The 22,510-nt window shown below is 70.7% G+C and carries 22 protein-coding genes, 1 pseudogene and 1 riboswitch; of the genes and pseudogenes, 16 read left to right on the plus strand and 7 right to left on the minus strand.

Annotated elements, in window-relative coordinates; all coding sequences use genetic code 11:
• Positions 1–68 precede the first annotated feature (68 nt).
• The 5 genes from EV284_RS11020 to EV284_RS11040 all read left to right on the plus strand — a co-directional run bounded on the left by EV284_RS11020 (position 69) and on the right by EV284_RS11040 (position 5,011).
• Positions 69–434 carry a YraN family protein gene (locus EV284_RS11020; protein WP_130332716.1) on the plus strand — a complete coding sequence of 122 codons (366 nt, stop codon included), beginning with the start codon at positions 69–71 and terminating at the stop codon, positions 432–434.
• Positions 435–2,060 carry a YifB family Mg chelatase-like AAA ATPase gene (locus EV284_RS11025; protein ID WP_130332718.1) on the plus strand — a complete coding sequence of 542 codons (1,626 nt, stop codon included), beginning with the start codon at positions 435–437 and terminating at the stop codon, positions 2,058–2,060.
• Positions 2,057–3,214, plus strand: a complete 1,158-nt coding sequence (gene dprA, locus EV284_RS11030; protein WP_130332720.1) for a DNA-processing protein DprA — start codon at positions 2,057–2,059, stop codon at positions 3,212–3,214. The genes EV284_RS11025 and dprA overlap by 4 nt, the downstream gene beginning before the upstream one ends.
• Before the next feature lie 333 nt (positions 3,215–3,547).
• Positions 3,548–4,390 carry an RNA polymerase sigma factor WhiG gene (gene whiG / locus EV284_RS11035; protein WP_130332722.1) on the plus strand — a complete coding sequence of 281 codons (843 nt, stop codon included), beginning with the start codon at positions 3,548–3,550 and terminating at the stop codon, positions 4,388–4,390.
• A 63-nt stretch (positions 4,391–4,453) separates the two neighbouring features.
• A complete protein-coding gene (locus EV284_RS11040; protein WP_130333029.1) occupies positions 4,454–5,011 on the plus strand; it encodes a TetR/AcrR family transcriptional regulator in 558 nt (185 codons plus the stop codon).
• A gap of 36 nt (positions 5,012–5,047) precedes the next feature.
• On the opposite strand, the gene EV284_RS11045 is transcribed toward EV284_RS11040, so the two are convergent.
• Positions 5,048–5,626, minus strand: coding sequence for a M23 family metallopeptidase (locus EV284_RS11045; protein ID WP_130332724.1), 579 nt, complete (start codon positions 5,624–5,626; stop codon positions 5,048–5,050).
• Between the two features lie 271 nt (positions 5,627–5,897).
• Here EV284_RS11045 and rpsB point away from each other — a divergent pair, with 271 nt between their 5' ends.
• From rpsB to EV284_RS11075, 6 genes are all read left to right on the plus strand, one after another.
• On the plus strand, positions 5,898–6,806 hold the full coding sequence (rpsB, locus tag EV284_RS11050) for a 30S ribosomal protein S2 (RefSeq protein ID WP_130332726.1): 909 nt from the start codon (positions 5,898–5,900) through the stop codon (positions 6,804–6,806).
• 148 nt (positions 6,807–6,954) lie between these two features.
• The gene (tsf, locus tag EV284_RS11055) at positions 6,955–7,791 is read left to right on the plus strand and encodes a translation elongation factor Ts (RefSeq protein WP_030808611.1); all 837 of its coding nucleotides are present in this window, start codon (positions 6,955–6,957) and stop codon (positions 7,789–7,791) included.
• A gap of 190 nt (positions 7,792–7,981) precedes the next feature.
• Positions 7,982–8,740, plus strand: a complete 759-nt coding sequence (pyrH, locus tag EV284_RS11060) for a UMP kinase (RefSeq protein ID WP_130332728.1) — start codon at positions 7,982–7,984, stop codon at positions 8,738–8,740.
• Positions 8,741–8,919: 179 nt separating this feature from the next.
• Complete coding sequence (frr, locus tag EV284_RS11065) at positions 8,920–9,477, plus strand: ribosome recycling factor (protein WP_026248385.1); 558 nt, start codon at positions 8,920–8,922, stop codon at positions 9,475–9,477.
• Positions 9,477–10,517: a phosphatidate cytidylyltransferase gene (locus tag EV284_RS11070; protein ID WP_130332730.1), complete on the plus strand. Its 1,041-nt coding sequence runs from the start codon at positions 9,477–9,479 to the stop codon at positions 10,515–10,517. Before frr ends, EV284_RS11070 begins: the two co-directional genes overlap by 1 nt.
• Before the next feature lie 411 nt (positions 10,518–10,928).
• Complete coding sequence (locus tag EV284_RS11075) at positions 10,929–11,357, plus strand: hypothetical protein (protein WP_130332732.1); 429 nt, start codon at positions 10,929–10,931, stop codon at positions 11,355–11,357.
• Positions 11,358–12,012: 655 nt separating this feature from the next.
• Here the strand turns inward: EV284_RS11075 and EV284_RS11085 are convergent.
• Positions 12,013–12,375 (minus strand): annotated as a pseudogene (locus EV284_RS11085) (tyrosine-type recombinase/integrase); the annotation flags it as partial.
• 282 nt (positions 12,376–12,657) lie between these two features.
• Here EV284_RS11085 and EV284_RS11090 point away from each other — a divergent pair.
• The gene (locus tag EV284_RS11090) at positions 12,658–13,035 is read left to right on the plus strand and encodes a hypothetical protein (RefSeq protein ID WP_242625637.1); all 378 of its coding nucleotides are present in this window, start codon (positions 12,658–12,660) and stop codon (positions 13,033–13,035) included.
• Between the two features lie 919 nt (positions 13,036–13,954).
• On the opposite strand, the gene EV284_RS11095 is transcribed toward EV284_RS11090, so the two are convergent.
• Positions 13,955–14,176 carry a hypothetical protein gene (locus EV284_RS11095; RefSeq protein ID WP_130332737.1) on the minus strand — a complete coding sequence of 74 codons (222 nt, stop codon included), beginning with the start codon at positions 14,174–14,176 and terminating at the stop codon, positions 13,955–13,957.
• A 159-nt stretch (positions 14,177–14,335) separates the two neighbouring features.
• Here EV284_RS11095 and rlmN point away from each other — a divergent pair, with 159 nt between their 5' ends.
• The 4 genes from rlmN to EV284_RS11115 all read left to right on the plus strand — a co-directional run bounded on the left by rlmN (position 14,336) and on the right by EV284_RS11115 (position 19,419).
• Complete coding sequence (gene rlmN, locus EV284_RS11100; protein WP_086693790.1) at positions 14,336–15,442, plus strand: 23S rRNA (adenine(2503)-C(2))-methyltransferase RlmN; 1,107 nt, start codon at positions 14,336–14,338, stop codon at positions 15,440–15,442.
• A 42-nt stretch (positions 15,443–15,484) separates the two neighbouring features.
• A riboswitch (TPP riboswitch) is annotated at positions 15,485–15,592 on the plus strand.
• A gap of 79 nt (positions 15,593–15,671) precedes the next feature.
• Positions 15,672–16,745: a thiamine ABC transporter substrate-binding protein gene (locus EV284_RS11105; RefSeq protein WP_130332739.1), complete on the plus strand. Its 1,074-nt coding sequence runs from the start codon at positions 15,672–15,674 to the stop codon at positions 16,743–16,745.
• Between the two features lie 50 nt (positions 16,746–16,795).
• Positions 16,796–18,397, plus strand: a complete 1,602-nt coding sequence (locus EV284_RS11110; RefSeq protein ID WP_130332741.1) for an iron ABC transporter permease — start codon at positions 16,796–16,798, stop codon at positions 18,395–18,397.
• On the plus strand, positions 18,397–19,419 hold the full coding sequence (locus EV284_RS11115) for an ABC transporter ATP-binding protein (RefSeq protein ID WP_130332743.1): 1,023 nt from the start codon (positions 18,397–18,399) through the stop codon (positions 19,417–19,419). Before EV284_RS11110 ends, EV284_RS11115 begins: the two co-directional genes overlap by 1 nt.
• A 74-nt stretch (positions 19,420–19,493) precedes the next feature.
• Here the strand turns inward: EV284_RS11115 and EV284_RS11120 are convergent, their stop codons facing one another.
• The 4 genes from EV284_RS11120 to EV284_RS11135 all read right to left on the minus strand — a co-directional run bounded on the left by EV284_RS11120 (position 19,494) and on the right by EV284_RS11135 (position 22,485).
• Positions 19,494–20,189 carry an LAETG motif-containing sortase-dependent surface protein gene (locus EV284_RS11120; protein WP_165425501.1) on the minus strand — a complete coding sequence of 232 codons (696 nt, stop codon included), beginning with the start codon at positions 20,187–20,189 and terminating at the stop codon, positions 19,494–19,496.
• A 146-nt stretch (positions 20,190–20,335) separates the two neighbouring features.
• Positions 20,336–21,463: an LOG family protein gene (locus tag EV284_RS11125; RefSeq protein ID WP_130332745.1), complete on the minus strand. Its 1,128-nt coding sequence runs from the start codon at positions 21,461–21,463 to the stop codon at positions 20,336–20,338.
• Positions 21,464–21,509: 46 nt separating this feature from the next.
• Entirely contained in the window at positions 21,510–22,067 is a 558-nt protein-coding gene (locus EV284_RS11130) for an AAA family ATPase (RefSeq protein ID WP_130332747.1), read from the minus strand.
• A 10-nt stretch (positions 22,068–22,077) separates the two neighbouring features.
• A complete protein-coding gene (locus EV284_RS11135) occupies positions 22,078–22,485 on the minus strand; it encodes a VOC family protein (RefSeq protein WP_130332749.1) in 408 nt (135 codons plus the stop codon).
• Positions 22,486–22,510: the final 25 nt, after the last annotated feature.

Below are 22,510 nucleotides of genomic sequence, written 5' to 3' on the forward strand. Positions count from 1 at the left end.
GCTCCGTCCACCAAGATCCACTTTCTTCGGCGTGCCCCGGCACGGTGGGTGCCGGAGGTGGTGCCGACATGAACAAGGCACGCGGTGGACTGGGCAGGTACGGCGAGGATCTGGCCGCGCGGCGGCTGACCGAGGCCGGGATGACCATCCTGGAGCGCAACTGGCGCTGCGGACGCTCGGGAGAGATCGACATCGTCGCGCGGGACGGCGGCACGCTGGTCGCCTGCGAGGTGAAGACCAGGCGCGGCGGGGAGTTCCAGCACCCGATGGCCGCCGTGACGCCCGAGAAGGCGCGACGGCTGCTGGACCTGGCCGAGCGATGGGTGCACGCGCACGGCGGAGCACCGCCGGACGGGGTCCGGATCGATCTGGTCGGGGTGCTGCTGCCCCGGCGCGGCGCGCCCGCCGTGGAGCATGCGCGGGGGGTGGCCTGAATGGGATTCGCCCGCACCTGCTCGGTGGCCCTGGTCGGTGTCGAGGGTGTCCTCGTCGAGGTCCAGGCCGACCTGGAGCCCGGAGTGGCCGCCTTCACCCTGGTGGGGCTGCCGGACAAGAGTCTGACGGAGAGCCGGGACCGGGTCCGGGCCGCCGTGGTGAACTCCGGCGGCGAGTGGCCGCAGAAGAAGCTCACCGTGGGACTCAGCCCGGCCTCGGTGCCCAAGGCCGGATCGGGTTTCGATCTCGCGGTGGCGAGTGCCGTGCTCGGCGCGGCCGAGCGCATCGATCCCAGGGTGCTGGCCGACATCGTCATGATCGGCGAACTGGGTCTGGACGGCCGGGTCCGGCCGGTCCGGGGCATCCTGCCCGCCGTACTGGCCGCCGCCGACGCCGGGTACACCCAGGTCGTCGTACCGGAGTGCGCCGCGGCCGAGGCCGCGCTGGTGCCCGGGGTGTCCGTACTCGGCGTACGCAGCCTGCGCCAGCTCATCGCCGTCCTCGCGGACGAACCGGTACCCGAGGAGGAGCCGGACGCTCCCGGGCGCCCCGATCCGCTCCTCGCCGGGCTCCGGATGCCCGGTACCGGCTCGGCCACCGGTATGCACGGCGTCGGGGCGGCCCAGCACGACCAGGGCCACGACCTGGCGGACGTGGTGGGCCAGACCTCGGCGCGCACCGCGGTGGAGGTGGCCGCGGCCGGCGGTCACCACCTCTTCCTCGAGGGCCCGCCGGGCGCGGGCAAGACCATGCTCGCCGAACGGCTTCCCGCCGTACTGCCCCGGCTGACCCGGCAGGACTCCCTGGAGGTCACCGCCGTGCACTCGGTGGCCGGGCTGCTGCCCCCGGGCAAGCCGCTCATCGACGTGGCGCCCTACTGCGCCCCGCATCACTCGGCCACCATGCAGTCGCTGGTCGGCGGCGGCCCCGGCATCGCCCGGCCCGGTGCCGTCTCCCTGGCCCACCGGGGTGTGCTGTTCCTGGACGAGGCGCCCGAGTTCCGCAGTCAGACGCTGGACGCGCTGCGGCAGCCGCTGGAGTCCGGGCATGTGGTGATCGCGCGGAGTGCGGGCGTGGTGCGGTTCCCGGCGCGGTTCCTGATGGTGCTCGCGGCCAACCCCTGCCCGTGCGGGCGTTTCTCGCAGCGCGACTCCCTGTGCGACTGCCCGCCCTCCGCGATCCGGCGCTACCAGGCCCGGCTCTCCGGCCCGCTGCTGGACCGGGTGGACCTGCGGGTCGAGATCGATCCGGTGACCCGCGCCCAGTTGACCGACCCCGGCGCGCGGGGCGAGTCCACCGCGACCGTGGCCGACCGGGTGCACGAGGCCCGGCAGCGGGCGGCGGCCCGGCTGGCCGGGACCCCGTGGGGCACCAACAGCGAGGTGCCCGGCCGGGAGCTGCGCAGCCGCTTCCACGCCGTCGCGGGCGCGATGGACGAGGCCGAGCGCAATCTGGAGCGGGGCGTGCTCACCGCACGCGGCATCGACAGGGTCCTACGGGTCGCGTGGACCGTCGCCGACCTGCTCGGACACGATCGCCCGGACGCCGGGGACGTGGCTCTCGCCCTGCAACTGCGCACCGGCGTCCCCCGTGGCGTCCCCATGGCCATCGGAGCCCTGGCATGACGGCGGACCGTGCGCGGGAGGAGCGGACCGGGCGGGTGTTCCTCACCCGGGTGATCGAACCCGGCGACGACGTCGGTGGGCGGTGGCTGCGGCTCTTCGGGGTGCCGGAGGTGGTGCGGCGGCTGCGGGAGGGCGGCGACCCGCTGCCGGGGGTGAACGGCACCCGCTGGCGCGGGCTGCTGGCCCGGGCGGCGCGCGCCGAGCCGGAGGCGGACCTGGCGGCCGCGCGGGAGGCGGGAGCGCGGTTCGTGTGTCCCGGGGATGCCGAGTGGCCTGCCCAGCTGGACGACCTGGGCGACGGACGCCCGGTGGGCCTATGGGTGCGCGGCAGACCGGGGCTGCGGATGTGGGCGCTGCGTTCCGTGGCCGTCGTGGGGGCCCGCGCCTGCACCGAGTACGGCGCCCATGTGGCCGCCACCCTCGCCGCCGGGCTGGCCGAACGGGGCTGGGTGGTCGTCTCCGGCGGGGCGTACGGGGTCGACGGCGCCGCTCACCGGGGTGCCCTGGCGGCCGACGGGGCCACCGTCGCCGTGCTGGCCTCGGGGGTGGACCAGGCGTATCCGCGCGGGCACGCCGCGCTGATCGACCGGATCGCTCAACAGGGGCTGGTCATCGGGGAGTTGCCCCCCGGGGACCATCCGACTCCCAGCCGTTTCATCCTTCGCAACCGGGTGATCGCCGCGCTGACCCGGGGCACGGTCGTCGTGGAGGCCGCCTGTCGCAGCGGCTCGCTGGCCACCGCCCGGGCCGCCCAGCGGCTCGGCAGATTCACCATGGGAGTACCCGGACCGGTGACGAGCGGGCGCTCCGCCGGGGTGCACGAACTGCTGCGCGGGGAGGCGGTGCTCGTCACCGACGCGGCGGAGGTCGTCGAACTCGTCGGCGGGATCGGTGAACTGGCCCCGCCCCGGCGCGGCCCGGTGCTCCCGCGCGACCTGCTCGACCCCGAGGCGGCCACCGTCCTCGCCGCCCTGCCCACCGGCCGCCCGGCCGGCCCCGAGGAGATCGCCCGCGAGGCACGCACCACCCGGGAGGAGGCGGTCGCCCGGCTGTACGAGCTTCGAGCGCTTGGCTACGTCGAACGACACGACGACGGCTGGAAGTTGACACGCCAGGCGATGCTCCCGGTCGGGAGGGACCCGTACCCGACCTGACCGACGGTGTTCGGCCGTCCGGGGGAATCCTCTACGCCCTTGGGATTTACCGGAGTTGACGCCCGTAACCGGTCACGCTGAGCGAACCGGGTGAAGCGGGGGAGTGGCGTCGCACAGGGGTGCGCGCACGGGTGGTGCCCCACTGTTCGCACACCGCGACTCCTCAGTCACGCTACGCTCACGAAAGCTCGGGCACGGACGGGCCGTCCCGGCCCGCTCCCCCCTGCGCGGCCCGCGCCCACCGACGACCCGGCATCCAGCCCCTACCCCGCATCCCCCACGTACGGCACCGCAGTTCACAGCACTTCACGGCAGAACGGCACTAGGCGACGAATGCCCCAGCACACCTCCGGCTCCGACCGGGCGGCGGCCCCCCCAGCCGCCCGCGACGGCGGCAGCGTGCGACCGCCCGCTCCCTCGACGCTCGACGAGCTGTGGCGGTCGTACAAGGCGACGGGGGACGAGCGCCTCCGGGAGCAGCTCATCCTGCACTACTCCCCGCTCGTGAAGTACGTCGCGGGCCGGGTGAGCGTCGGGCTGCCGCCCAACGTGGAGCAGGCCGACTTCGTCTCCTCCGGGGTGTTCGGGCTGATCGACGCGATCGAGAAGTTCGACATCGAGCGCGAGATCAAGTTCGAGACGTACGCGATCACCCGGATTCGCGGCGCCATGATCGACGAACTGCGGGCGCTGGACTGGATTCCCCGGTCGGTCCGGCAGAAGGCGCGCAACTACGAGCGGGCCTACGCCGCGCTGGAGGCGAAGCTGCGGCGGACCCCGAGCGAGCAGGAGGTCGCCACCGAGCTGGGTGTGGAGGTCGAGGACCTGCACGCGGTCTTCAGCCAGTTGTCCCTGGCCAACGTGGTCGCGCTGGAGGAGCTGCTGCACGTCGGCGGTGAGGGCGGCGACCGGCTCAGCCTCATGGACACCCTGGAGGACACCGCAGCCGACAACCCCGTCGAGGTGGCCGAGGACCGGGAGCTGCGCCGCTTCCTGGCGCGGGCCATCAACACCCTGCCCGACCGCGAGAAGACCGTGGTCACGCTCTACTACTACGAGGGGCTGACCCTCGCCGAGATCGGCAACGTCCTCGGCGTCACCGAGAGCCGGGTCAGCCAGATCCACACCAAGTCGGTGCTCCAGCTCCGGGCCAAGCTGGCGAGCTTCGGACGCTGACTCCTGCCGCGTCGCGCGACCGGTCCGTAAAGTGGGGGGGTGCCAAGGATTCGAGCGGCCTCCGTGGCCGAGCACCGGTCGATGCAGCGAGCCGCCCTGCTGGACGCGGCCCGGTCCCTGCTGTCCGAGGGCGGGACGGACGCGCTGACCTTCCCCGCGCTCGCGGAGCGCACCGGTCTTGCCAGGTCGTCGGTGTACGAGTACTTCCGCTCGCGCGCCGCAGTGGTCGAGGAACTGTGCGTGGTCGACTTCCCCGTCTGGGCGGCGGAGGTCGAGGCCGCGATGGCGGACGCACCCTCCCCGGAGGGCAAGGTCGAGGCGTATGTGCGCCGGCAGCTCGCCCTGGTCGGGGACCGGCGGCACCGGGCCGTCGTGGCGATCTCCGCGAGCGAACTCGACGCCGGGGCGCGGGAGAAGATCCGTGCCGCGCACGGCGGGCTCGTGGCGATGATCGTCGAGGCGCTGGTCGGCCTCGGGCACGAGGAGCCCCGGCTCGCCGCGATGCTGCTCCAGGGTGTGGTGGACGCGGCGGTGCGCCGGATAGAACTCGGCGCGGCCGAGCACCCCGAGGTGATCACCGAGGCGGCGGTCGCCATGGCCCTGCGGGGCGTCCGCGGCTGAGCCTTCTGGACCTAAGCCTCCCGGGGTCGACGCCGCTCAGCCCGACGGCACCGGAACCCCCAGCACCGGCAGCAGCCGGGACGGACCGTGACCGAGCAGCCAAGGCGGCAGCAGGCCCAGAGGATTCAGATAGGTCTCCCCGTCCAGCAGCCCCCAGTGCACACACGTCCCGGGGCAGTGCGACCCCGCGCCCTCCACCGTCCCCACCACCTCACCGGCGCTCACCGTGGCACCCGCCTTCACCCCGGCGCGCACCGGCTCGTACGTCGTCCGCAGCGAGGTGCCCGCCAGGGCCACCGCGACCACGCCCCGGCCCGCCACCCGCCCCGCGTACGACACCCGCCCCGCCGCCACCGCCCGCACCGGGGCACCCGGTACCGCCGCCAGGTCCACACCCCGGTGCCCGGCGGCGTACACGCCGGCGGGCGGCTCCCAGCCGCGCAGCACCGCCGGACGGGTCCCCACCGGCCAGGTCCGCGCCAGCGCGGGCACCCGCTCACCAGCCGGTTCCTCCTCGGGCGGCGGCTCGGCCCACGCCAGGGGCGTGAGCACGCCGAAGGCCAACAGCAGGGGCACGAGCGCCCAGTTCAGCACGTGACGCACCAGTGATCGCATGCGAGAACCGTGCCGTCCCCCGCCCGATCCTGGCGGGATCTGTGGACAACCTGCCGGTTGTGGACAGCGGCGTCACCCGGTGCCCTGACCGTCCCGTACACTTCTTCTGGCGATCCGGGTCACCGGGTCGACTTCGCACGCCCCGGTACGAGGCCCGTCACAGGGTTCGTACAAGCGCCCCTCGGTCCTTCGCGGCACGGCGCACCGCGGGCGTCAGGCGCGACCGCCGTCCGGCGGACGCGGCACAACCGAGAAACTCAAGGAGATGGCCATGGCCGTCGTCACGATGCGGGAGCTGCTGGAGAGCGGCGTCCACTTCGGTCACCAGACCCGTCGCTGGAACCCGAAGATGAAGCGCTTCATCTTCACCGAGCGCAACGGCATCTACATCATCGACCTGCTCCAGTCGCTGTCGTACATCGACCGCGCCTACGAGTTCGTCAAGGAGACCGTCGCCCACGGCGGCACGGTCATGTTCGTCGGCACGAAGAAGCAGGCGCAGGAGGCCATCGCCGAGCAGGCCACCCGCGTCGGCATGCCCTACGTCAACCAGCGCTGGCTGGGCGGCATGCTCACCAACTTCTCGACCGTCTACAAGCGTCTGCAGCGCCTCAAGGAGCTCGAGCAGATCGACTTCGAGGACGTCGCCGCCTCCGGTCTGACCAAGAAGGAGCTGCTGGTCCTCTCCCGCGAGAAGGCCAAGCTCGAGAAGACCCTCGGTGGTATCCGCGAGATGCAGAAGGTGCCCAGCGCCGTCTGGATCGTGGACACCAAGAAGGAGCACATCGCGGTCGGCGAGGCCCGGAAGCTCAACATCCCGGTCGTCGCCATCCTCGACACCAACTGCGACCCCGACGAGGTCGACTACAAGATCCCGGGCAACGACGACGCGATCCGCTCCGTCACCCTGCTCACCCGCGTGATCGCCGACGCCGTCGCCGAGGGCCTCATCTCCCGCTCGCGCGTCGCCACCGGTGACAAGGGCGAGAAGGCCGCGGCCGAGCCGCTGGCCGAGTGGGAGCGCGACCTGCTCGAGGGCGAGAAGAAGGCCGACGAGGCCGCCGAGGCCGTCGAGATCGCCGCCGAGTCGCCGGCCCCCGACGCCCCGGTCTCCGAGGCCGTCGAAGAGGCTGCCGCCGAGGTCGCCGAGGTCGAGGCCCCCAAGGCCGAGCAGGCCTGACACCGGCGCTGACGGCGGGGGCGGCCCGAACCGCGGTCCCCGCCCGTCATCCGTAGCCCGACACGACGCCCGCGATCCGGCCCCCGGCCGGTCGCGGGCCCGTGCGGATCTCCGATCTCCCAAGACTTCCAGAAAGACTCACAGACTCATGGCGAACTACACCGCCGCCGACGTCAAGAAGCTCCGTGAGCTCACCGGCGCCGGCATGATGGACTGCAAGAAGGCGCTGGACGAGGCCGAGGGCAACGTCGAGAAGGCCGTCGAGGCGCTGCGCATCAAGGGCCAGAAGGGCGTCGCCAAGCGTGAGGGCCGCTCCGCCGAGAACGGCGCCGTGGTCTCCATCATCGCCGACGACAACTCCGAGGGTGTCCTCGTCGAGCTGAAGTGCGAGACGGACTTCGTCGCCAAGGGTGACAAGTTCCAGGCCGTGGCCAACGCCATCGCCGAGCACGTCGCCAAGACCTCCCCGGCCGACATCGAGGCGCTCCTCGCCTCCGAGATCGAGCCCGGCAAGACCGTCCAGGCGTTCGTGGACGAGGCCAACGCCAACCTCGGCGAGAAGATCGTCCTGGACCGCTTCGCGCAGTTCACCGACGGTTACGTCACCGCGTACATGCACCGCACGATGCCCGACCTGCCCCCGCAGATCGGTGTCCTCGTCGAGCTGGACAAGCCCAACGCCGAGGTCGCCAAGGGCATCGCCCAGCACATCGCCGCGTTCGCGCCGAAGTACCTCTCCAAGGAGGACGTGCCGGCCGAGGTCGTCGAGTCCGAGCGTCGCATCGCCGAGGAGACCACCCGCGCCGAGGGCAAGCCCGAGGCCGCGATCGCCAAGATCGTCGAGGGTCGTCTCAACGGCTTCTTCAAGGACGCCACGGTGCTCGGCCAGCCGTACGCCCTGGACAACAAGAAGTCGGTCCAGAAGGTGCTGGACGAGGCCGGTGTCACCCTGAAGCGCTTCTCGCGCATCAAGGTCGGCATCTGAGTCCGTACCGCGATCGACGCGCGACCCCGATAGGGTCGACAGCAGTCGTCCGCGCAGACCGCCGCCCGCGGCTGCGCGGCGGACGGCAGCAGATCTGACGAGGAGGCCATTGCCGCGCAAGGGAGCGAGAAGCGACCCACCGGCAATGGCCTTCTTCGTATGTGCAACACGTGAAAGAGGCGGGATCTCCATGACCACCAAGGCTCAGAAGAGCGACGACGGCAAAGTGCGCGGCCGGTTTCTGCTGAAGCTGTCCGGGGAGGCCTTCTCCGGCGGCGGTGGCCTCGGCGTCGACCCGGACGTGGTGCACAAGATCGCCCGCGAGATCGCCGCCGTCGTGCGTGACGGCGCCGAGATCGCGGTCGTGATCGGCGGCGGCAACTTCTTCCGCGGCGCCGAGCTGCAGCAGCGGGGCATGGACCGGGCCCGCTCCGACTACATGGGCATGCTCGGCACCGTGATGAACTGCCTCGCCCTCCAGGACTTCCTGGAGAAGGAGGGCATCGACAGCCGCGTGCAGACCGCCATCACCATGGGCCAGGTCGCCGAGCCGTACATCCCGCTGCGCGCCATCCGGCACCTGGAGAAGGGCCGCGTGGTCATCTTCGGCGCCGGGATGGGCATGCCGTACTTCTCCACCGACACCACCGCCGCCCAGCGCGCCCTGGAGATCGACGCCGAGGCGCTGCTCATGGGCAAGAACGGTGTGGACGGGGTCTACGACGCCGACCCCAAGACCAACCCCGACGCCGTCAAGTTCGACGCGCTCGGCTACGGCGAGGTCATCACCCGCGACCTCAAGGTCGCCGACGCCACCGCCGTCACCCTGTGCCGCGACAACAGCCTGCCGATCGTCGTGTTCGAGCTGCTGGCCGAGGGCAATATCGCGCGGGCCGTCAAGGGTGAGAAGATCGGCACGCTCGTGGGTGACGAGGCCAGCCGGGACTGACCGGCGACCCCGCCCCACCGGCGCGACCCGTCCGGGGCAAGGACGGGACGCGCCCCGGCCGGGGGATGGACAATGTCCTGGCGGTCGGGAACCGTGCAGGAAGCAGACGCGACGCAGCCGGCCCGCCGCCCGAACGGGCGCCACGGCCGGGCCTTACTCAAGACACGCAGGAGCAAGTGGTGATCGAAGAGACCCTCCTCGAAGCCGAGGAGAAGATGGAGAAGGCCGTCGTGGTCGCCAAGGAGGACTTCGCCGCGATCCGCACCGGCCGTGCGCACCCCGCGATGTTCAACAAGATCGTGGCGGACTACTACGGTGCCCCGACGCCGATCAACCAGCTCGCCTCGTTCTCCGTGCCGGAGCCGCGCATGGCCGTGGTGACCCCGTTCGACAAGAGCGCGCTGCGCAACATCGAGCAGGCGATCCGTGACTCCGACCTGGGCGTCAACCCCAGCAACGACGGCAACATCATCCGTGTGGTGTTCCCCGAGCTGACCGAGGAGCGCCGCCGCGACTACATCAAGGTCGCCAAGCACAAGGCCGAGGACGCCAAGGTCTCGATCCGCTCCGTGCGCCGCAAGGCCAAGGACGCCATCGACAAGCTGATCAAGGACGGCGAGGTCGGCGAGGACGAGGGCCGCCGCGCCGAGAAGGAGCTCGACGACCTGACCGCCAAGTACGTGGCGCAGGTGGACGAACTGCTCAAGCACAAGGAAGCGGAGCTGCTCGAAGTCTGATGAGCGACTCTTCCTGGGGGGCGTCGCCGCAGGCGGGGCAGGCCGGGTACTGGGGGCCCACCGCGGGTGGGCCTGTCCAGGGGGCTGTCACGGCGGGTCCCGCATACGATGCGCCCGAGGCGCCGCAGACTCGCCCCATGCCCAGCGTGCCCGACGTACCCGCGTATGGCGGAGACCAGGACGACGACCCGATGCCCGACGCCCCTCAGCCGGTGCCCGTGCCGAAGAAGACCGCGGGCCGTGACCTGAGCGCGGCCATAGGCGTCGGCGTGGGGCTCGGCGTGGTCATCATCGCCTCGCTCTTCGTCGTCAAGGCCGTCTTCGTCGGTGTGGTCGCCGTCGCGGTGGCCGTCGGTCTGTGGGAGCTGACCAGCCGGCTCCAGGAGCGCAAGGGGATCAAGGCACCCCTGGTGCCGCTCGCGGTGGGCGGTGCGGCCATGGTCGTCGCCGGGTACGCGCGCGGCGCCGAGGGCGCCTGGGTCGCCATGGCGTTCACCGCGCTGGCCGTCCTGGTCTGGCGGATGACCCAGCCGCCGGAGGGTTACCTCAAGGACGTCACGGCCGGTGTCTTCGCCGCGTTCTACGTGCCGTTCCTGGCGACCTTCGTGGCGATGATGCTCACCGCCGACGACGGTGCCTGGCGGGTGCTGACGTTCCTGCTCCTCACCGTGGTCAGCGACACCGGCGCGTACGCGGTCGGCTGGCGCTTCGGCAAGCACAAGCTCGCTCCGCGCATCAGCCCCGGCAAGACCCGTGAGGGCCTTATGGGCGCGGTCGCCTTCGCCATGGTCGCGGGCGCGCTGTGCATGCAGTTCCTGATCGACGACGGCGCCTGGTGGGAGGGCCTGGTCCTCGGCCTCGCGGTCGCGTGCAGCGCCACGCTGGGCGACCTCGGCGAGTCCATGATCAAGCGCGACCTCGGGATCAAGGACATGGGCACCCTCCTCCCCGGCCACGGAGGAATCATGGACCGCCTGGACTCCTTGCTGCCGACGGCGCCGGTGGTATGGCTGCTTCTGGTGGCGTTCGTGGGGTCCTGACCCCGTCTTACGGCCCCCTGGGCCCCGCTCTCCCTCCGAGAGCGGGGCCCAGTGCGCTGTCCGCCCACTCCGGCTGCCGCTCCAGAGGTGCTGCCTCGCGGACGCCCGGTACCGAGCACCGGGACACCGGGCAGCTCAGTCCTCGCCCACCTGCAACAGCACCACCGTGATGTCGTTGCCGACGGCGAACTCCGTCCACGCCGGGCGTCTGCGCGGGCCCGCAGGGCCTCAGCCACCGACGGCGGCAGGCGTACCCCGCTCCTCGGTGCTGCCCAACGGCCGGCGGAAGCCTCGCGAGCCCGAGCGGCCGGGGATCGGCCGGCACGGGGTGGACATTGACCCGCCGGTACAACCAGAGCCGCCCGCGGAAACGGAGTAGGCACGCGGCGCAGGGGAAGGCAGCATGGCTGCGTGAGCCAGGAGCAAAGGGCAGGCGGATCGACGGCAGCACTCCGCGACGCCGAGTCGGAGTCATGGTCTTGCAGAGCTGCCGCAGGCAGGCAGCTTGCGGCGATCGCAGGCCAAGAAGAAGTCGCTCCGGTCCTTGAACGGCTTCTGCTGGACCCTCACGACACTGCAGTCACGCAAGAAACAGCGGAGGCACTGCTGCAACGACGGGACCTTGTTGGTCTGGGCACCGTTCTTGCGGCGCTGTCACGGGCTGAGGCGTGGTGGACCGCTGACCAGCTCGACGGCGAGGTGTTCAACTATCAAAGCTGGATGATCGCCGATGGCAGGCGGGACCAGTTCGTGCAGCAACTGGAAGCACTCGCAGCCGACGAGGACGCCGGCGTCCGCGGGGAGGCTTTGCGGTTCCTCGGGAAGGAGTCGATCGGCTGACACCAGCAGCCGGGAACAGTGTCGATCGGCGCCGGACCTCAGCGGACGATCGGTCCAAGCCCACCATGCCCAAGCCCGGAGAACTTGCAGTAGCCGGGCAGCAACAGGCCCTCTACCGGCGCGTTTGGCGTGGACAGAGGTCCTGCTGTGGGTTCACTGGGCCGTCTCTGGGCCGTGGGCCGCTCCTAAAAGGGTGCCCGACGGGTCGGCACAGTCCCTGCGACTCTTCCGGATGCGCGCGCGTGGGAACGCCCCGCAGCGCGTGGCTGCGGGGCGCCCATCGCAACAGGCCCTAGTGGGGTTTAGTCGACTGTCTGCCCGTCGTACTTACCGCCCCTGCAGGTCGGGAGCACGGGCGTCGACCGATCGATCGTTCCGCCGCCGTCCGTGCACTCACCTGGGGTGACGCTGCTGACGCTGCTGGCGGTGGCGGTGGTGGCGGCGCCTGTGAGGCCCACTCCGGCGAGGGCTGCCGTGGTGATGACGGCGGCGAGGCTTCGTCGAATGCGCATTTGGTTCGCCTTTCACAGATTATCTCTGTTGGGACACCAATCAGCCTGATATTCACCCATGTGGGTGGCATATCGTGTTGGGCCATTCGGGTGACGGTGCTGGCGGATGCGGGGCCGGTGACGCGACCACCTAGGACCCGGTCTTAGACCGTTCGTGGCGGGTCGGCGAGAAGTACGGCGTCCACAGCTTTGCGGGTGCGTTCCTGGCTGCTCGGCATCAGATGCACGTACACCCGCAGGGTCAACCCTGGGTCGGAGTGGCCCAGGTACTCGCTCACGGCCTTGGTGCTCTCGTCGGCGTCCAGGAGCACCGAGGCGTAGAAGTGCCTCAGGGCATGCATGCCGTGCTCACGAGCGGACTGGTGCTTGCCGTCCGTCCCGGCTTCCGGGATCAAGCCAGCCGCCGCGAGTGCGGGCTTCCACTCCTGGATGTTGAAGTTGCTGCGCCAGACGAGTCCGCTTGCGGTGTCGGTGAAGAGGAGGCGGGCCTAGACCTTCGGCCCATCTGAGGTTCGGTGATGTCGGAGCCGTCGCCGAACGCCTTCACGGGGCGGACGTCAAGCCGGCTGCGCTCCGCTCCCGCCGGGCGCGCTTTCTGCTCCGCTGCGGGCGCCGCTCCTGCCTTCGGCCCGCGCCATGAACCACGCCCGCTCCACGGTGTGTGGGTCGACGGCGGACGGGATGGGAGCTGGGATAGGTGGTGGGGTGCGGGTTGGGTGCCGGGTGTACGCGAGTATGACGGCAGGCTCAAGGCTGACAGAAGGGTGGGACCCGTGCAGATAGCGGGAGTGGACTTGTACGTCAATCATCCGATCATGGCCTTGGGGTCCCCAGACTGGATTCGTGACGACCTGGAGTTGGGGGGCGTCCCCGCCGCGTCTTCCGATACTCATGTCATTGTCCGTGTACGAGCACAGACTGTTCTGATCAAGGTGCGGCTGTTCCAGGACTATGGCGAGGGGATTGCCCCTGATCCGTCGTTCACCACGGTCTTTGACGGATCGCTCTACTTGGCAGACCGGCGGTTCGTGATCGGGGATGTGCTCGGAGAGAGCCGATTCGTCAAGTACATCGGGGGACCGCAACGGTGGCGAGTGCGGGTGGCAGTGGACGATCCGAAGGGGTACGCGCGTGCTGCTGACGTGGTTCTTTCCGCCGAGGAGTAGAGCCGCAGGCGCTGTCAAGCCTGCGTGCAACGGCTGACACCAGCGGCTGACACCAACAAGCGCCAACAGCAGCGATCGGTGCCGGACCTCAGTGGACGACCGGCACAGGCGCAGGACCGGTTGACCGACGTCGCCGATCCCCTGTGATCGACCTGATAGGGATGAGGCCAGAGTTCACAGCCTCCGTTCGGGGCGGGCACGGTCGGCAACGCATGAACGACGCCCCACCAGCCGGCCCCAGTCAGACTCCACTGACTCCGGGTCAATGGCGCCCCATATCAGAGACTTTCACGCATTACGGCCTGGAGGTCCGTACGCGCTTCGTGGAACTGATCAAGAGCTTCGATGTATTCCACAGAGGCCAGGGAGAGGTCCGGCCTCGTATCGAGCAGATCTCGCCACTGACGCAAGAGTCGGTACACGCGATCCGACTTCTCCTTGACTGCTGGCGGTGCCTGCAGATTGATCTCATAGCGCCGCGTGAGCACCGAGGAGTCTCGAAAGGCATCCAAAGCAGCCTGGTAGCGAACAGTCGGGTCAGTCTCCCGCAGGATGATCAGTCGTAGGGAAGACGAACTCTCGGTCAGGGCCGTGAGGTATTGGTGTAGAGATCTCGTCGTAAATCCTGGACACGACTCGCATGATCACGGCGGTACCGCACGCGATCGACAAGCAGGGTAGCGCCGATGCCCAGCATGGCGCCGATAACCGCGCTGATCTGTGTCCCCCAGTTCACGAGCGGCGCCGTAGTGCTACCGGATCGCTCAGGGAACCCCGCAAGGTGGAACGCGGGCTGCACCACCGCTGATTCAAGGGCTGGAGTGGTGGTCAGCGACCGTGCGGTACAGCACAGGATCGCTCGGGAGGCCCGAATCGCCGGAACTGCGAGCGGCAGCAACAGCTTCTGGGAACATCCTGATCATGTGAACGGCGACAGTCCCTTGCTCTCCAGATGGGCGAGCAACGAGTCAAGGCATGCGTCTGCCGTGGCCAGGTCGGCACGGAAGAACGAATCCTCGCCGAGTGGCCCACCGCTGACAATGACCATCCAGGCCGTCCGCCGTTCAATCATGCGGTCACCGTCGACCTTGAAGACGGTCGTGACTCCGCGCTCGGCCAGCCACTCCATCAGCTCCAGCATGTCCACTCGCACCCCTCCGGAGAGATCGTCTCGTTCCTGCAGCACGCATTCCTGGGCCGTCCGAGGCCGTCCAACGCCGACAGACGCCACCCACGGGTGACCACCCCCACCCCGCTCCGGCCTGGGCACCCCGAGTCGATCTGAGACACTGGTACCACCATGCCCAAGCCCGGAGAACTCACTTTCGTTGCCCCCCGCGGAGCCAAGAAGCCGCCGCGGCATCTCGCTGATCTTTCGCCCGCCGAGCGGAAGGACGCTGTCGCGGAGGCGGGGGAGAAGCCGTTTCGTGCCAAGCAGCTCTCGCAGCACTACTTCGCGCGGTACGCGCACGACCCCGAGCAGTGGACGGACATCCCGGCCGGCTCGCGGGAGAAGCTGCGGGAGGCGCTGTTCCCGGAGCTGATGTCGGTGGTCCGGCATCTGGCCACGGACCAGGGCACCACCCGTAAGACGCTGTGGCGGCTGTTCGACGGCACGCTCGTGGAGTCGGTGCTGATGCGGTACCCGGACCGGGTCACCATGTGCATCAGCAGCCAGGCCGGGTGCGGGATGAACTGCCCGTTCTGCGCGACCGGGCAGGCGGGCCTCGACCGGAACCTGTCCACCGCCGAGATCGTGCACCAGATCGTGGACGGCATGCGGGCGCTGAGGGACGGCGAGGTGCCCGGCGGCCCCGCGCGGCTCTCCAACATCGTCTTCATGGGCATGGGCGAGCCGCTCGCCAACTACAAGCGGGTCGTGGGGGCCATCCGGGCGCTCACCGACCCCGCCCCCGACGGCCTCGGGCTGTCCCAGCGCGGTATCACCGTGTCGACCGTCGGCCTCGTCCCCGCCATCCACCGCTTCGCCGACGAGGGCTTCAAGTGCCGGCTGGCGATCTCGCTGCACGCCCCCGACGACGAGCTGCGCGACACCCTCGTCCCCGTGAACACGCGGTGGAAGGTGCGCGAGGTGCTGGACGCCGGGTTCGAGTACGCGGAGAAGTCCGGCCGCCGGCTGTCCATCGAGTACGCCCTGATCCGGGACATCAACGACCAGGCGTGGCGCGGTGACCGGCTCGGCCGGATGCTCAAGGGCAGGCCCGTGCACGTCAACCTGATCCCGCTCAACCCCACCCCCGGCTCCAAGTGGACCGCCTCCCGTCCCGAGGACGAGAAGGCGTTCGTGGAGGCCATCGCCGCGCACGGCGTGCCGGTGACCGTCCGGGACACCCGCGGTCAGGAGATCGACGGGGCGTGTGGCCAGCTCGCGGCCACCGAGCGGTAACCTGGGCCGGTCAGTACAACGTCATACCAGTCATACATCTGCATATTCCGACAGGGGAGCGCCACAGCGCTGAGAGTGCGGCAACCAGGCCGCAGACCCTCTGAACCTCGCCCAGGTCATTCTGGGTAGGAAGTTCGGTCATCACTCAAGCTGTTGTGCCCTGCCCGGCCTCCCGCGCGGAGTCCGGGCAGGGCCGCGTCTCTTCCTGGCCCACCCAGGAGGACCACCAGTGCACACCAAGACCTTCGTGGCCGCGGCGGCCGGCCTCGGCCTGCTCACGCTCTCCGCGTGCGGGTCCGCCGACACCAAGGGGGCCGCGGACACCAAGACCGTGACCCTCGTCAGCCACGACTCGTGGGCCGCGTCGAAGAACGTGATCGCGGACTTCGAGAAGCAGTCCGGCTACAAAGTGCGCGTCCTCAAGGACGGCGACGCCGGGCAGGCCGTCAACAAGGCGATCCTCACCAAGGACAACCCGCAGGGCGACGTCTTCTTCGGCGTCGACAACACCCTGCTCTCCCGCGCCCTCGACAACGGCCTCTTCCAGCCGTACGCCGCCAAGGGCCTCGGGCAGGTCGACCCCGCCTTCCAGCTCGACGCGGCGGGGCACCGCGTCACCCCGGTCGACCAAGGCGACATCTGCGTCAACTACGACAAGGCCTACTTCACCGAGCACAAGCTGAAGCCGCCGCGCACCTTCGCCGACCTCGCGGACCCGAAATACAAGAACCTCCTGGTCACCGAGAACGCCGCCACCTCCTCGCCCGGCCTCGGCTTCCTGCTCGGCAGCGCGGCCGGATACGGCGACAAGGGCTGGGAGGGGTACTGGAAGAAGCTGAAGGCCAACGGCGTCAAGGTCGTCGACGGCTGGGAGCAGGCGTACTACCAGGAGTTCTCCGGCTCCTCCGAGGGCAGGAAGGCGGGCGGCGACCGGCCGCTCGTCGTGTCGTACGCCTCCTCGCCGCCCGCCGAGGTGATCTACGCCAAGAAGAAGCCGAAGACCGCCCCGACGGGTGTCTCGGACGGCACCTGCTTCCGGCAGGTCGAGTTCGCCGGCCTGCTGGACCACGCGAAGAACCCCGCGGGCGGCAAGGCGTTCCTCGACTTCCTGCTGTCGAAGCAGTTCCAGCAGGACATGCCGCTGAACATGTTCGTGTACCCCGTGATCAAGGACGCGAAGGTGCCCGCCGAGTTCACCGAGTACGGGCCCGCCGTCAAGAACCCGGCGACCATGGCGCCCCGGAAGATCGCCGCCAACCGCGACCAGTGGGTCAGCTCGTGGACGTCACTCGTTCTGAAGTAGCGCGAGCAGCCGGACGGCGAGGCCGCGGGAGCGCGGCGCGGCTGGGGCTCATGGCCCTGCCCGTCGCGTTCTTCGCGCTGTTCTTCGCCTGGCCCGTCGCCGCGATCACGGCGCGCGGGCTCAAGGCCGACGGCACCTGGCACCTCGGGCGGTTCGCCGAGGTGCTGGGCCGCTCCGACATCCGGCACGTGCTCTGGTTCACCACCTGGCAGGCCCTCGCCTCCACCGCGCTGACCCTGCTGATCGCGCTGCCCGCCGCCTGGGTCTTCGCCCGGCTGGAGTTCCCCGGCAAGCAGGCGCTGCGGGCCGTGGTCACCGTGCCGTTCGTGCTGCCCACGGTGGTCGTCGGCACCGCGTTCCTCGCCCTGGTCGGCCACGGCGGACTGCTGGACGAGCTGTGGGGCGTCCGCCTGGACACCACGGTGTGGGCGATCCTCCTCGCGCACGTCTTCTTCAACTACGCCGTCGTGGTCCGCACCGTCGGCGGGCTCTGGGGACAGCTCGACCCCCGGCAGGAGGAGGCCGCCCGGATGCTCGGCGCCTCCCCGCTGCGCGCCTGGCGCCAGGTGACCCTGCCCGCGCTGGCCCCCGCGGTGGCCGCCGCCGCGCTGATGGTCTTCCTGTTCACCTTCACCTCCTTCGGCGTGGTCCAGATCCTCGGCGGGCCCACCTTCTCCACCCTGGAGGTGGAGATCTACCGCCAGACCTCCGAGGTCTTCGACCTGACCACGGCCGCCGTCCTCACCCTGGTGCAGTTCGCCGCGGTGGGCGCGATCCTCGCCGTGCACGCCTGGACGGTACGGCGCCGGGAGACCGCGCTGCGCCTGGTCGACGCCTCCGGCACCGCCCGCCGTCCGCGCGGCGCCGGCCAGTGGGCGCTGCTCGGCGGGGTGCTCGCCACCGTCGCGGTGCTGCTGGTGCTGCCGCTCGGCGTGCTGGTGCGCCGCTCGCTGGACGCGCCGGGCCTCGGCTACTACCGGGCACTGACCGACGCCGACGGCGGTACGTTCCTGGTGGCGCCGCTGCACGCGGTGTGGACCTCGCTGGAGTACGCGGTCGCCGCCACCGGTATCGCCCTGGTGGTCGGTGCCCTGGCCGCCGCGGCACTGGCCCGCAGGGACGCGGGCCGGCTGATGCGCGGGTTCGACGCGCTGTTGATGCTGCCGCTCGGCGTCTCCGCCGTGACGGTCGGCTTCGGCTTCCTGATCGCGCTGGACGAGCCGCCGCTGGACCTGCGCCAGTCCTGGTTCCTGGTCCCGCTCGCCCAGGCGCTGGTCGGCGCCCCCTTCGTCGTACGGACCATGCTGCCGGTGCTGCGGGCGGTGGACACCCGGCTCAGGGAGGCGGCGGCGGTGCTCGGGGCGTCGCCCTGGCGGGTGTGGCGGGAGGTCGATCTTCCGCTGGTGCGGCGGGCGTTGCTGATCGCGGCGGGGTTCGCGTTCGCGGTGTCGCTCGGCGAGTTCGGGGCGACCGTGTTCATCGCCCGGCCGGACAACCCCACGCTGCCGGTCGCGGTGGCCCGGCTGCTGAGCCGGCCGGGGGAGCTGAACTATGGCCAGGCGATGGCCCTTTCCACGATTCTCATGGTGGTCTGCGCGGCCGCGCTGCTCCTGCTGGAGCGGCTGCGCACCGACCGGACGGGGGAGTTCTGATGCTGCTGAGCCTGAAGGAGGCGACCGTCCGTCTCGGCGGGCGGCCGGTGCTCGATGCGGTGAACCTCGGTGTCGCCGAGCACGAGGTGGTGTGCGTGCTCGGGCCCAGCGGCAGCGGCAAGTCGACGCTGCTGCGGAGCGTGGCCGGCCTCCAGCCCCTGTCCTCGGGGCGGGTGCTGCTCGACGGGCGGGACCAGACGGGGGTGCCCGCGCACCGGCGCGGGGTCGGGCTGATGTTCCAGGACCACCAGCTCTTCCCGCAGCGGGACGTGGGCGGCAACGTCGCCTTCGGGCTCCGCATGCACGGCATGCCCAAGGAACAACGGGAGTCGCGGGTAAGGGAGTTGCTGGAGCTGGTCGGGCTGCCCGGCGCGGCCCGGCGGGCGGTGGCCGGGCTGTCGGGCGGGGAGCAGCAGCGGGTCGCCCTCGCGCGGGCGCTCGCGCCCCGGCCGAGGCTGCTGATGCTGGACGAGCCGCTCGGGCAGTTGGACCGCTCGCTGCGGGAGCGGCTGGTGGTCGAACTCCGGGAGCTCTTCAGCCGGCTCGGCACCACCGTGCTCGCCGTCACCCACGATCAGGGCGAGGCGTTCGCGCTGGCCGACCGGGTGGTGGTGATGCGGGACGGGGGGATCGCGCAGTCCGGGACCCCGCTGGAGGTGTGGCGCAGGCCGGCCGACGCGTTCGTGGCCCGCTTCCTCGGCTTCGAGAACGTGGTACCGGCGCGTGTGACCGGGGCGGCCGCCGACACCCCCTGGGGCAAGCTGCCCGTGCCCGAGGGGTCACCGCAGGGCGCCGGTGAGCTGCTGGTCCGGCCCGCCGGGGTGCGGCTCGTGGGCGTCGGGGAGGGACTCGCCTGCACGGTGACCGCCCGCACCTTCAAGGGCACCCATGTGGCGCTCCGGCTCCAGCCCCGCGACGGCGGCCCGCACCTGGAGGCGGCCTGCCCGCTGCGCGACGCGCCCGGGACCGGCGCCGAGGTCGGGGTGGAGTTCGACGCGGCGGAGACCGTCGTCCTCGGCTGACCCGCGCACAAGGCAGCGGCCCGCCCCCGTACGAGAGGGGGACGGGCCGCTGTCGTGCTGGGTGGGCGAAGACGTCAGCTGCCGGTCTTCGCGCCACGGCGGCGCATGCCGAAGTACACCGCGCCACCGCCGACGACGACGAGGGCACCGGCGACACCGGCGATCAGGCCGGTGTTGGAGTTCGCACCGGTCTCGGCGAGGTTCGAGTCACCGATCGCCGCGGACGGCGCGTTGCTCGGAGCCTCGGACGCCGGAGCGGCGGCGCTGCTCTCGCTCGCGGACGGGGCGGCGCTGCCCTCGGCCGGGGCCGACGCGGACGGAGCGGCGGACTCGGAGGCGGGCGTGGTGGGGGAGGGGGACTCCTCCTTCTTGCACGCGGTCGCCGGAGCCGTCAGGTTGGGCTCGATGTTCTTGTTGTCGATGAAGCGGGGCACGTTGACGTTGACGCGGTAGACCGCGCCGGGCGCCCAGTCCTCGTCGAAGACGATCGTGGCGCCCTCCTTGGTGCCGGTCACCACCTGCTCGCCGATCTTCTTCTCGTCGGCGCCGTTGTTCTCCAGGAACACCGAGACGGTGGCCTTCTGGCCGGAGAAGTCGCGGTCGGTGACGGTGATCTGGCCCTTCTCACCCTTGCACGTGGCCTCGGCCTTGAACTCGCCGATGTTGCAGGCGAGAGCCTGACCGGAGACACCCAGGACCAGGGCGGCCGACGCGGAGGCCAGGCCCAGGATGCGCACGGAGCGGCGCGCGTTACGGCGGGATATGGACAAGTCATGTCCTTTGCTGAGTGCAGAACTGCGGGGGGTTGAAGGGGAGTTGGAGCGGAGCCCCAGCGTCCCCACAAGACACACAGGTTTATAAGCGCGCCATAAGCGTGTCAATGCGTAAGCAGTCAACGGGCGTTGACTTTACCTTCTTATTGCTCGGCGAGACGTTTCAACGCGTCGGAAGCCAGCTCGATCCGGCCAACCAGGGCGATACGGGACTCCATCGGCCGTTCCCGTGCCAACGCCCGCAGCAGGGGCCAGGTGGGGAGCTTCTCGGTCCAGTGCTCCTCGTCCACCAGCACCATGGGCGTCGGATTGCCGCGCGAGCCGTAGTAGTTGGGCGTGGCGTTGTCGAAGATCTCCTGCACCGTCCCCGCCGCGCCCGGCAGGAACACCACCCCGGCGTTGGAGCGGGCCAGAAGGCCGTCCTCACGCGTGGCGTTGGCGAAGTACTTGCCGAGGTGGGAGGCGAACGCGTTGGGCGGCTCGTGCCCGTAGAACCAGGTCGGGATGCCCACCGACCCGCCCCCGCCCGGCCAGCGTTCCCGCACCTCGAAGGCGGCCCGCGCCCAGTCCGTCACGGACGGGGTGAAGGAGGGTGCCTTGGCCAGAATCCGCAGGGCCTCGGTCAGCATCCCCTCCTCGAAGGGTGCCGCGTACGCCCCGAGGTTGGCCGCCTCCATCGCGCCCGGACCGCCTCCGGTCGCCACCGTGAAGCCGGCGCGGGCCAGTTCGCGGCCGAGCCGGGCCGCGCCCGCGTACTCCTCGGTGCCGCGGGCCATCGCGTGGCCGCCCATGACGCCCACCACCCGTGCGCCGGTGAGGAGTTCGTCCAGCGCGTCGGAGACGGAGTCGTCGTGGACCGCGCGCAGCATCGAGGCGAGGATGTCGCCGTCCGACTTGGTCCGCTGGAACCACGCGTACGCCAGCGCGTCCGGCGTCGCCTCGTATCCGTCGGCCAGCGAGGCGAACAGCTCCTCGGGGGTGTAGACGAAGCCGCGGTACGGGTCGAAGGGCAGGCCCGGCACCGGAGGGAACACCAGGGCGCCCCGGGCGGTGAGGTGCGCGGACGCGCCGAGGTGCATGGGGCACCCGAGGAAGACGGCGCCCGTGGTGTCCAGCCTCAGCAGGTCCTCCGTACGGCCGGTCAGGTCGACGGCCTGCACGCGGAACCCCGCGAGGGTGCCGTGCGCGGCGACGACGGCGTCGAACTCCGCCAGCGACTCGATCTCGTGGTCCGGGGCGACCTCTTCGGGCCGGGCGGGTATCGGAGGCATCCGCACATGCTAGTGCGGCCCCGCCTCACCTCCCGGCCCCGCCTCGTCACGCGACACGGTGCCGGGCCCGTAGCCGGGTGAAGGCGGTCGGGGTCGGCCGGTGGGGGAGGAAGTCGCGGATGCGCTCGGCGCAGGCGCGGGGGGACTCGGCCCCGGTGTCGCACTCCAGGTCGTAGTCGCCGTGGGCGTGGACGAGGTCGTACTGGAGGGCGGCGAGGCCCGGCTCCCGGTCGCCGCGGGCCCGCTCGCGCCGCTCCAGCTCCTCCAGCGGGCAGTGGACGCCCACGAAGAGCACGTCCTCGGGGCGCAGTACGGTCAGGCAGTCGGTCAGCCGCCACGGCTCGCTGAGCACGTGGTCCACCACCAGGTCGTTACCCACCTCCGCCATGGCCGCGACCGAGCGGTGGAAGCCGAGCCGGGTCCGGCGCAGCGCGGCATCGAACTCCTTCTGCGACAGCTCCCGTCGGGCCCGCATCGCGTTGAAGGCGTCCACCGAGAGGTGGGAGTACACGCCGTCGTCCAGGAGACCGAGCAGCTCGCGCGCGATGCTCGACTTCCCGGAACTCGACGTGCCGTTGAGAAAGATGATCCGGCCGGGTGTCATGCGGGCATGATCAGCCCTGGACCGCGGCGGGGTCCATCCACATGACCTCCCAGGTGTGGCCGTCCAGGTCGTCGAAGGCGCGGCCGTACATGAAGCCGTGGTCCTGCGTCGCCCCGTGCGCGGTGCCGCCCGCCGCGATGGCCTTCTCCACCAGCTCGTCCACCTTCTCCCGGCTCTCCGCGCTCAGACAGAGCAGGGTCTCGCTGGAGGTGCGGGAGTCCACGATCTTCTTCTGGGTGAACTGGGCGTAGTGCGCCGGCGAGAGGAACATCGCCACGATGGTGTCGCTGATCATCACGCTGACCACTTCGTCCGTGCTGAACTGCTCGTTGATGCCGTAACCCAGGTCGCTGTAGAACTTCCGGGTGGCGGGCACGTCGGCGGTGACCAGGTTCACGAAGATCATCTGCTGGTACATCGGTTCTCCCCTGCTACAAGTGCGC

This window comes from Streptomyces sp. BK022 (genome assembly GCF_004217355.1).
Lineage (GTDB): Bacteria > Actinomycetota > Actinomycetes > Streptomycetales > Streptomycetaceae > Streptomyces > Streptomyces griseoluteus.

What these genes read in the sequence shown, in the direction of transcription:
- EV284_RS11020 (WP_130332716.1), top strand. Translation starts at nt 69, where the DNA reads ATGAACAAGGCACGCGGTGGACTGGGCAGGTACGGCGAGGATCTGGCC.
- EV284_RS11025 (WP_130332718.1), top strand. Translation starts at nt 435, where the DNA reads ATGGGATTCGCCCGCACCTGCTCGGTGGCCCTGGTCGGTGTCGAGGGT.
- dprA (WP_130332720.1), top strand. Translation starts at nt 2,057, where the DNA reads ATGACGGCGGACCGTGCGCGGGAGGAGCGGACCGGGCGGGTGTTCCTC.
- whiG (WP_130332722.1), top strand. Translation starts at nt 3,548, where the DNA reads ATGCCCCAGCACACCTCCGGCTCCGACCGGGCGGCGGCCCCCCCAGCC.
- EV284_RS11045 (WP_130332724.1), bottom strand. Translation starts at nt 5,626, where the DNA reads ATGCGATCACTGGTGCGTCACGTGCTGAACTGGGCGCTCGTGCCCCTG.
- rpsB (WP_130332726.1), top strand. Translation starts at nt 5,898, where the DNA reads ATGGCCGTCGTCACGATGCGGGAGCTGCTGGAGAGCGGCGTCCACTTC.
- tsf (WP_030808611.1), top strand. Translation starts at nt 6,955, where the DNA reads ATGGCGAACTACACCGCCGCCGACGTCAAGAAGCTCCGTGAGCTCACC.
- pyrH (WP_130332728.1), top strand. Translation starts at nt 7,982, where the DNA reads ATGACCACCAAGGCTCAGAAGAGCGACGACGGCAAAGTGCGCGGCCGG.
- EV284_RS11070 (WP_130332730.1), top strand. Translation starts at nt 9,477, where the DNA reads ATGAGCGACTCTTCCTGGGGGGCGTCGCCGCAGGCGGGGCAGGCCGGG.
- EV284_RS11095 (WP_130332737.1), bottom strand. Translation starts at nt 14,176, where the DNA reads ATGCTGGAGCTGATGGAGTGGCTGGCCGAGCGCGGAGTCACGACCGTC.
- rlmN (WP_086693790.1), top strand. Translation starts at nt 14,336, where the DNA reads ATGCCCAAGCCCGGAGAACTCACTTTCGTTGCCCCCCGCGGAGCCAAG.
- EV284_RS11110 (WP_130332741.1), top strand. Translation starts at nt 16,796, where the DNA reads ATGGCCCTGCCCGTCGCGTTCTTCGCGCTGTTCTTCGCCTGGCCCGTC.
- EV284_RS11115 (WP_130332743.1), top strand. Translation starts at nt 18,397, where the DNA reads ATGCTGCTGAGCCTGAAGGAGGCGACCGTCCGTCTCGGCGGGCGGCCG.
- EV284_RS11125 (WP_130332745.1), bottom strand. Translation starts at nt 21,463, where the DNA reads ATGCCTCCGATACCCGCCCGGCCCGAAGAGGTCGCCCCGGACCACGAG.
- EV284_RS11130 (WP_130332747.1), bottom strand. Translation starts at nt 22,067, where the DNA reads ATGACACCCGGCCGGATCATCTTTCTCAACGGCACGTCGAGTTCCGGG.
- EV284_RS11135 (WP_130332749.1), bottom strand. Translation starts at nt 22,485, where the DNA reads ATGTACCAGCAGATGATCTTCGTGAACCTGGTCACCGCCGACGTGCCC.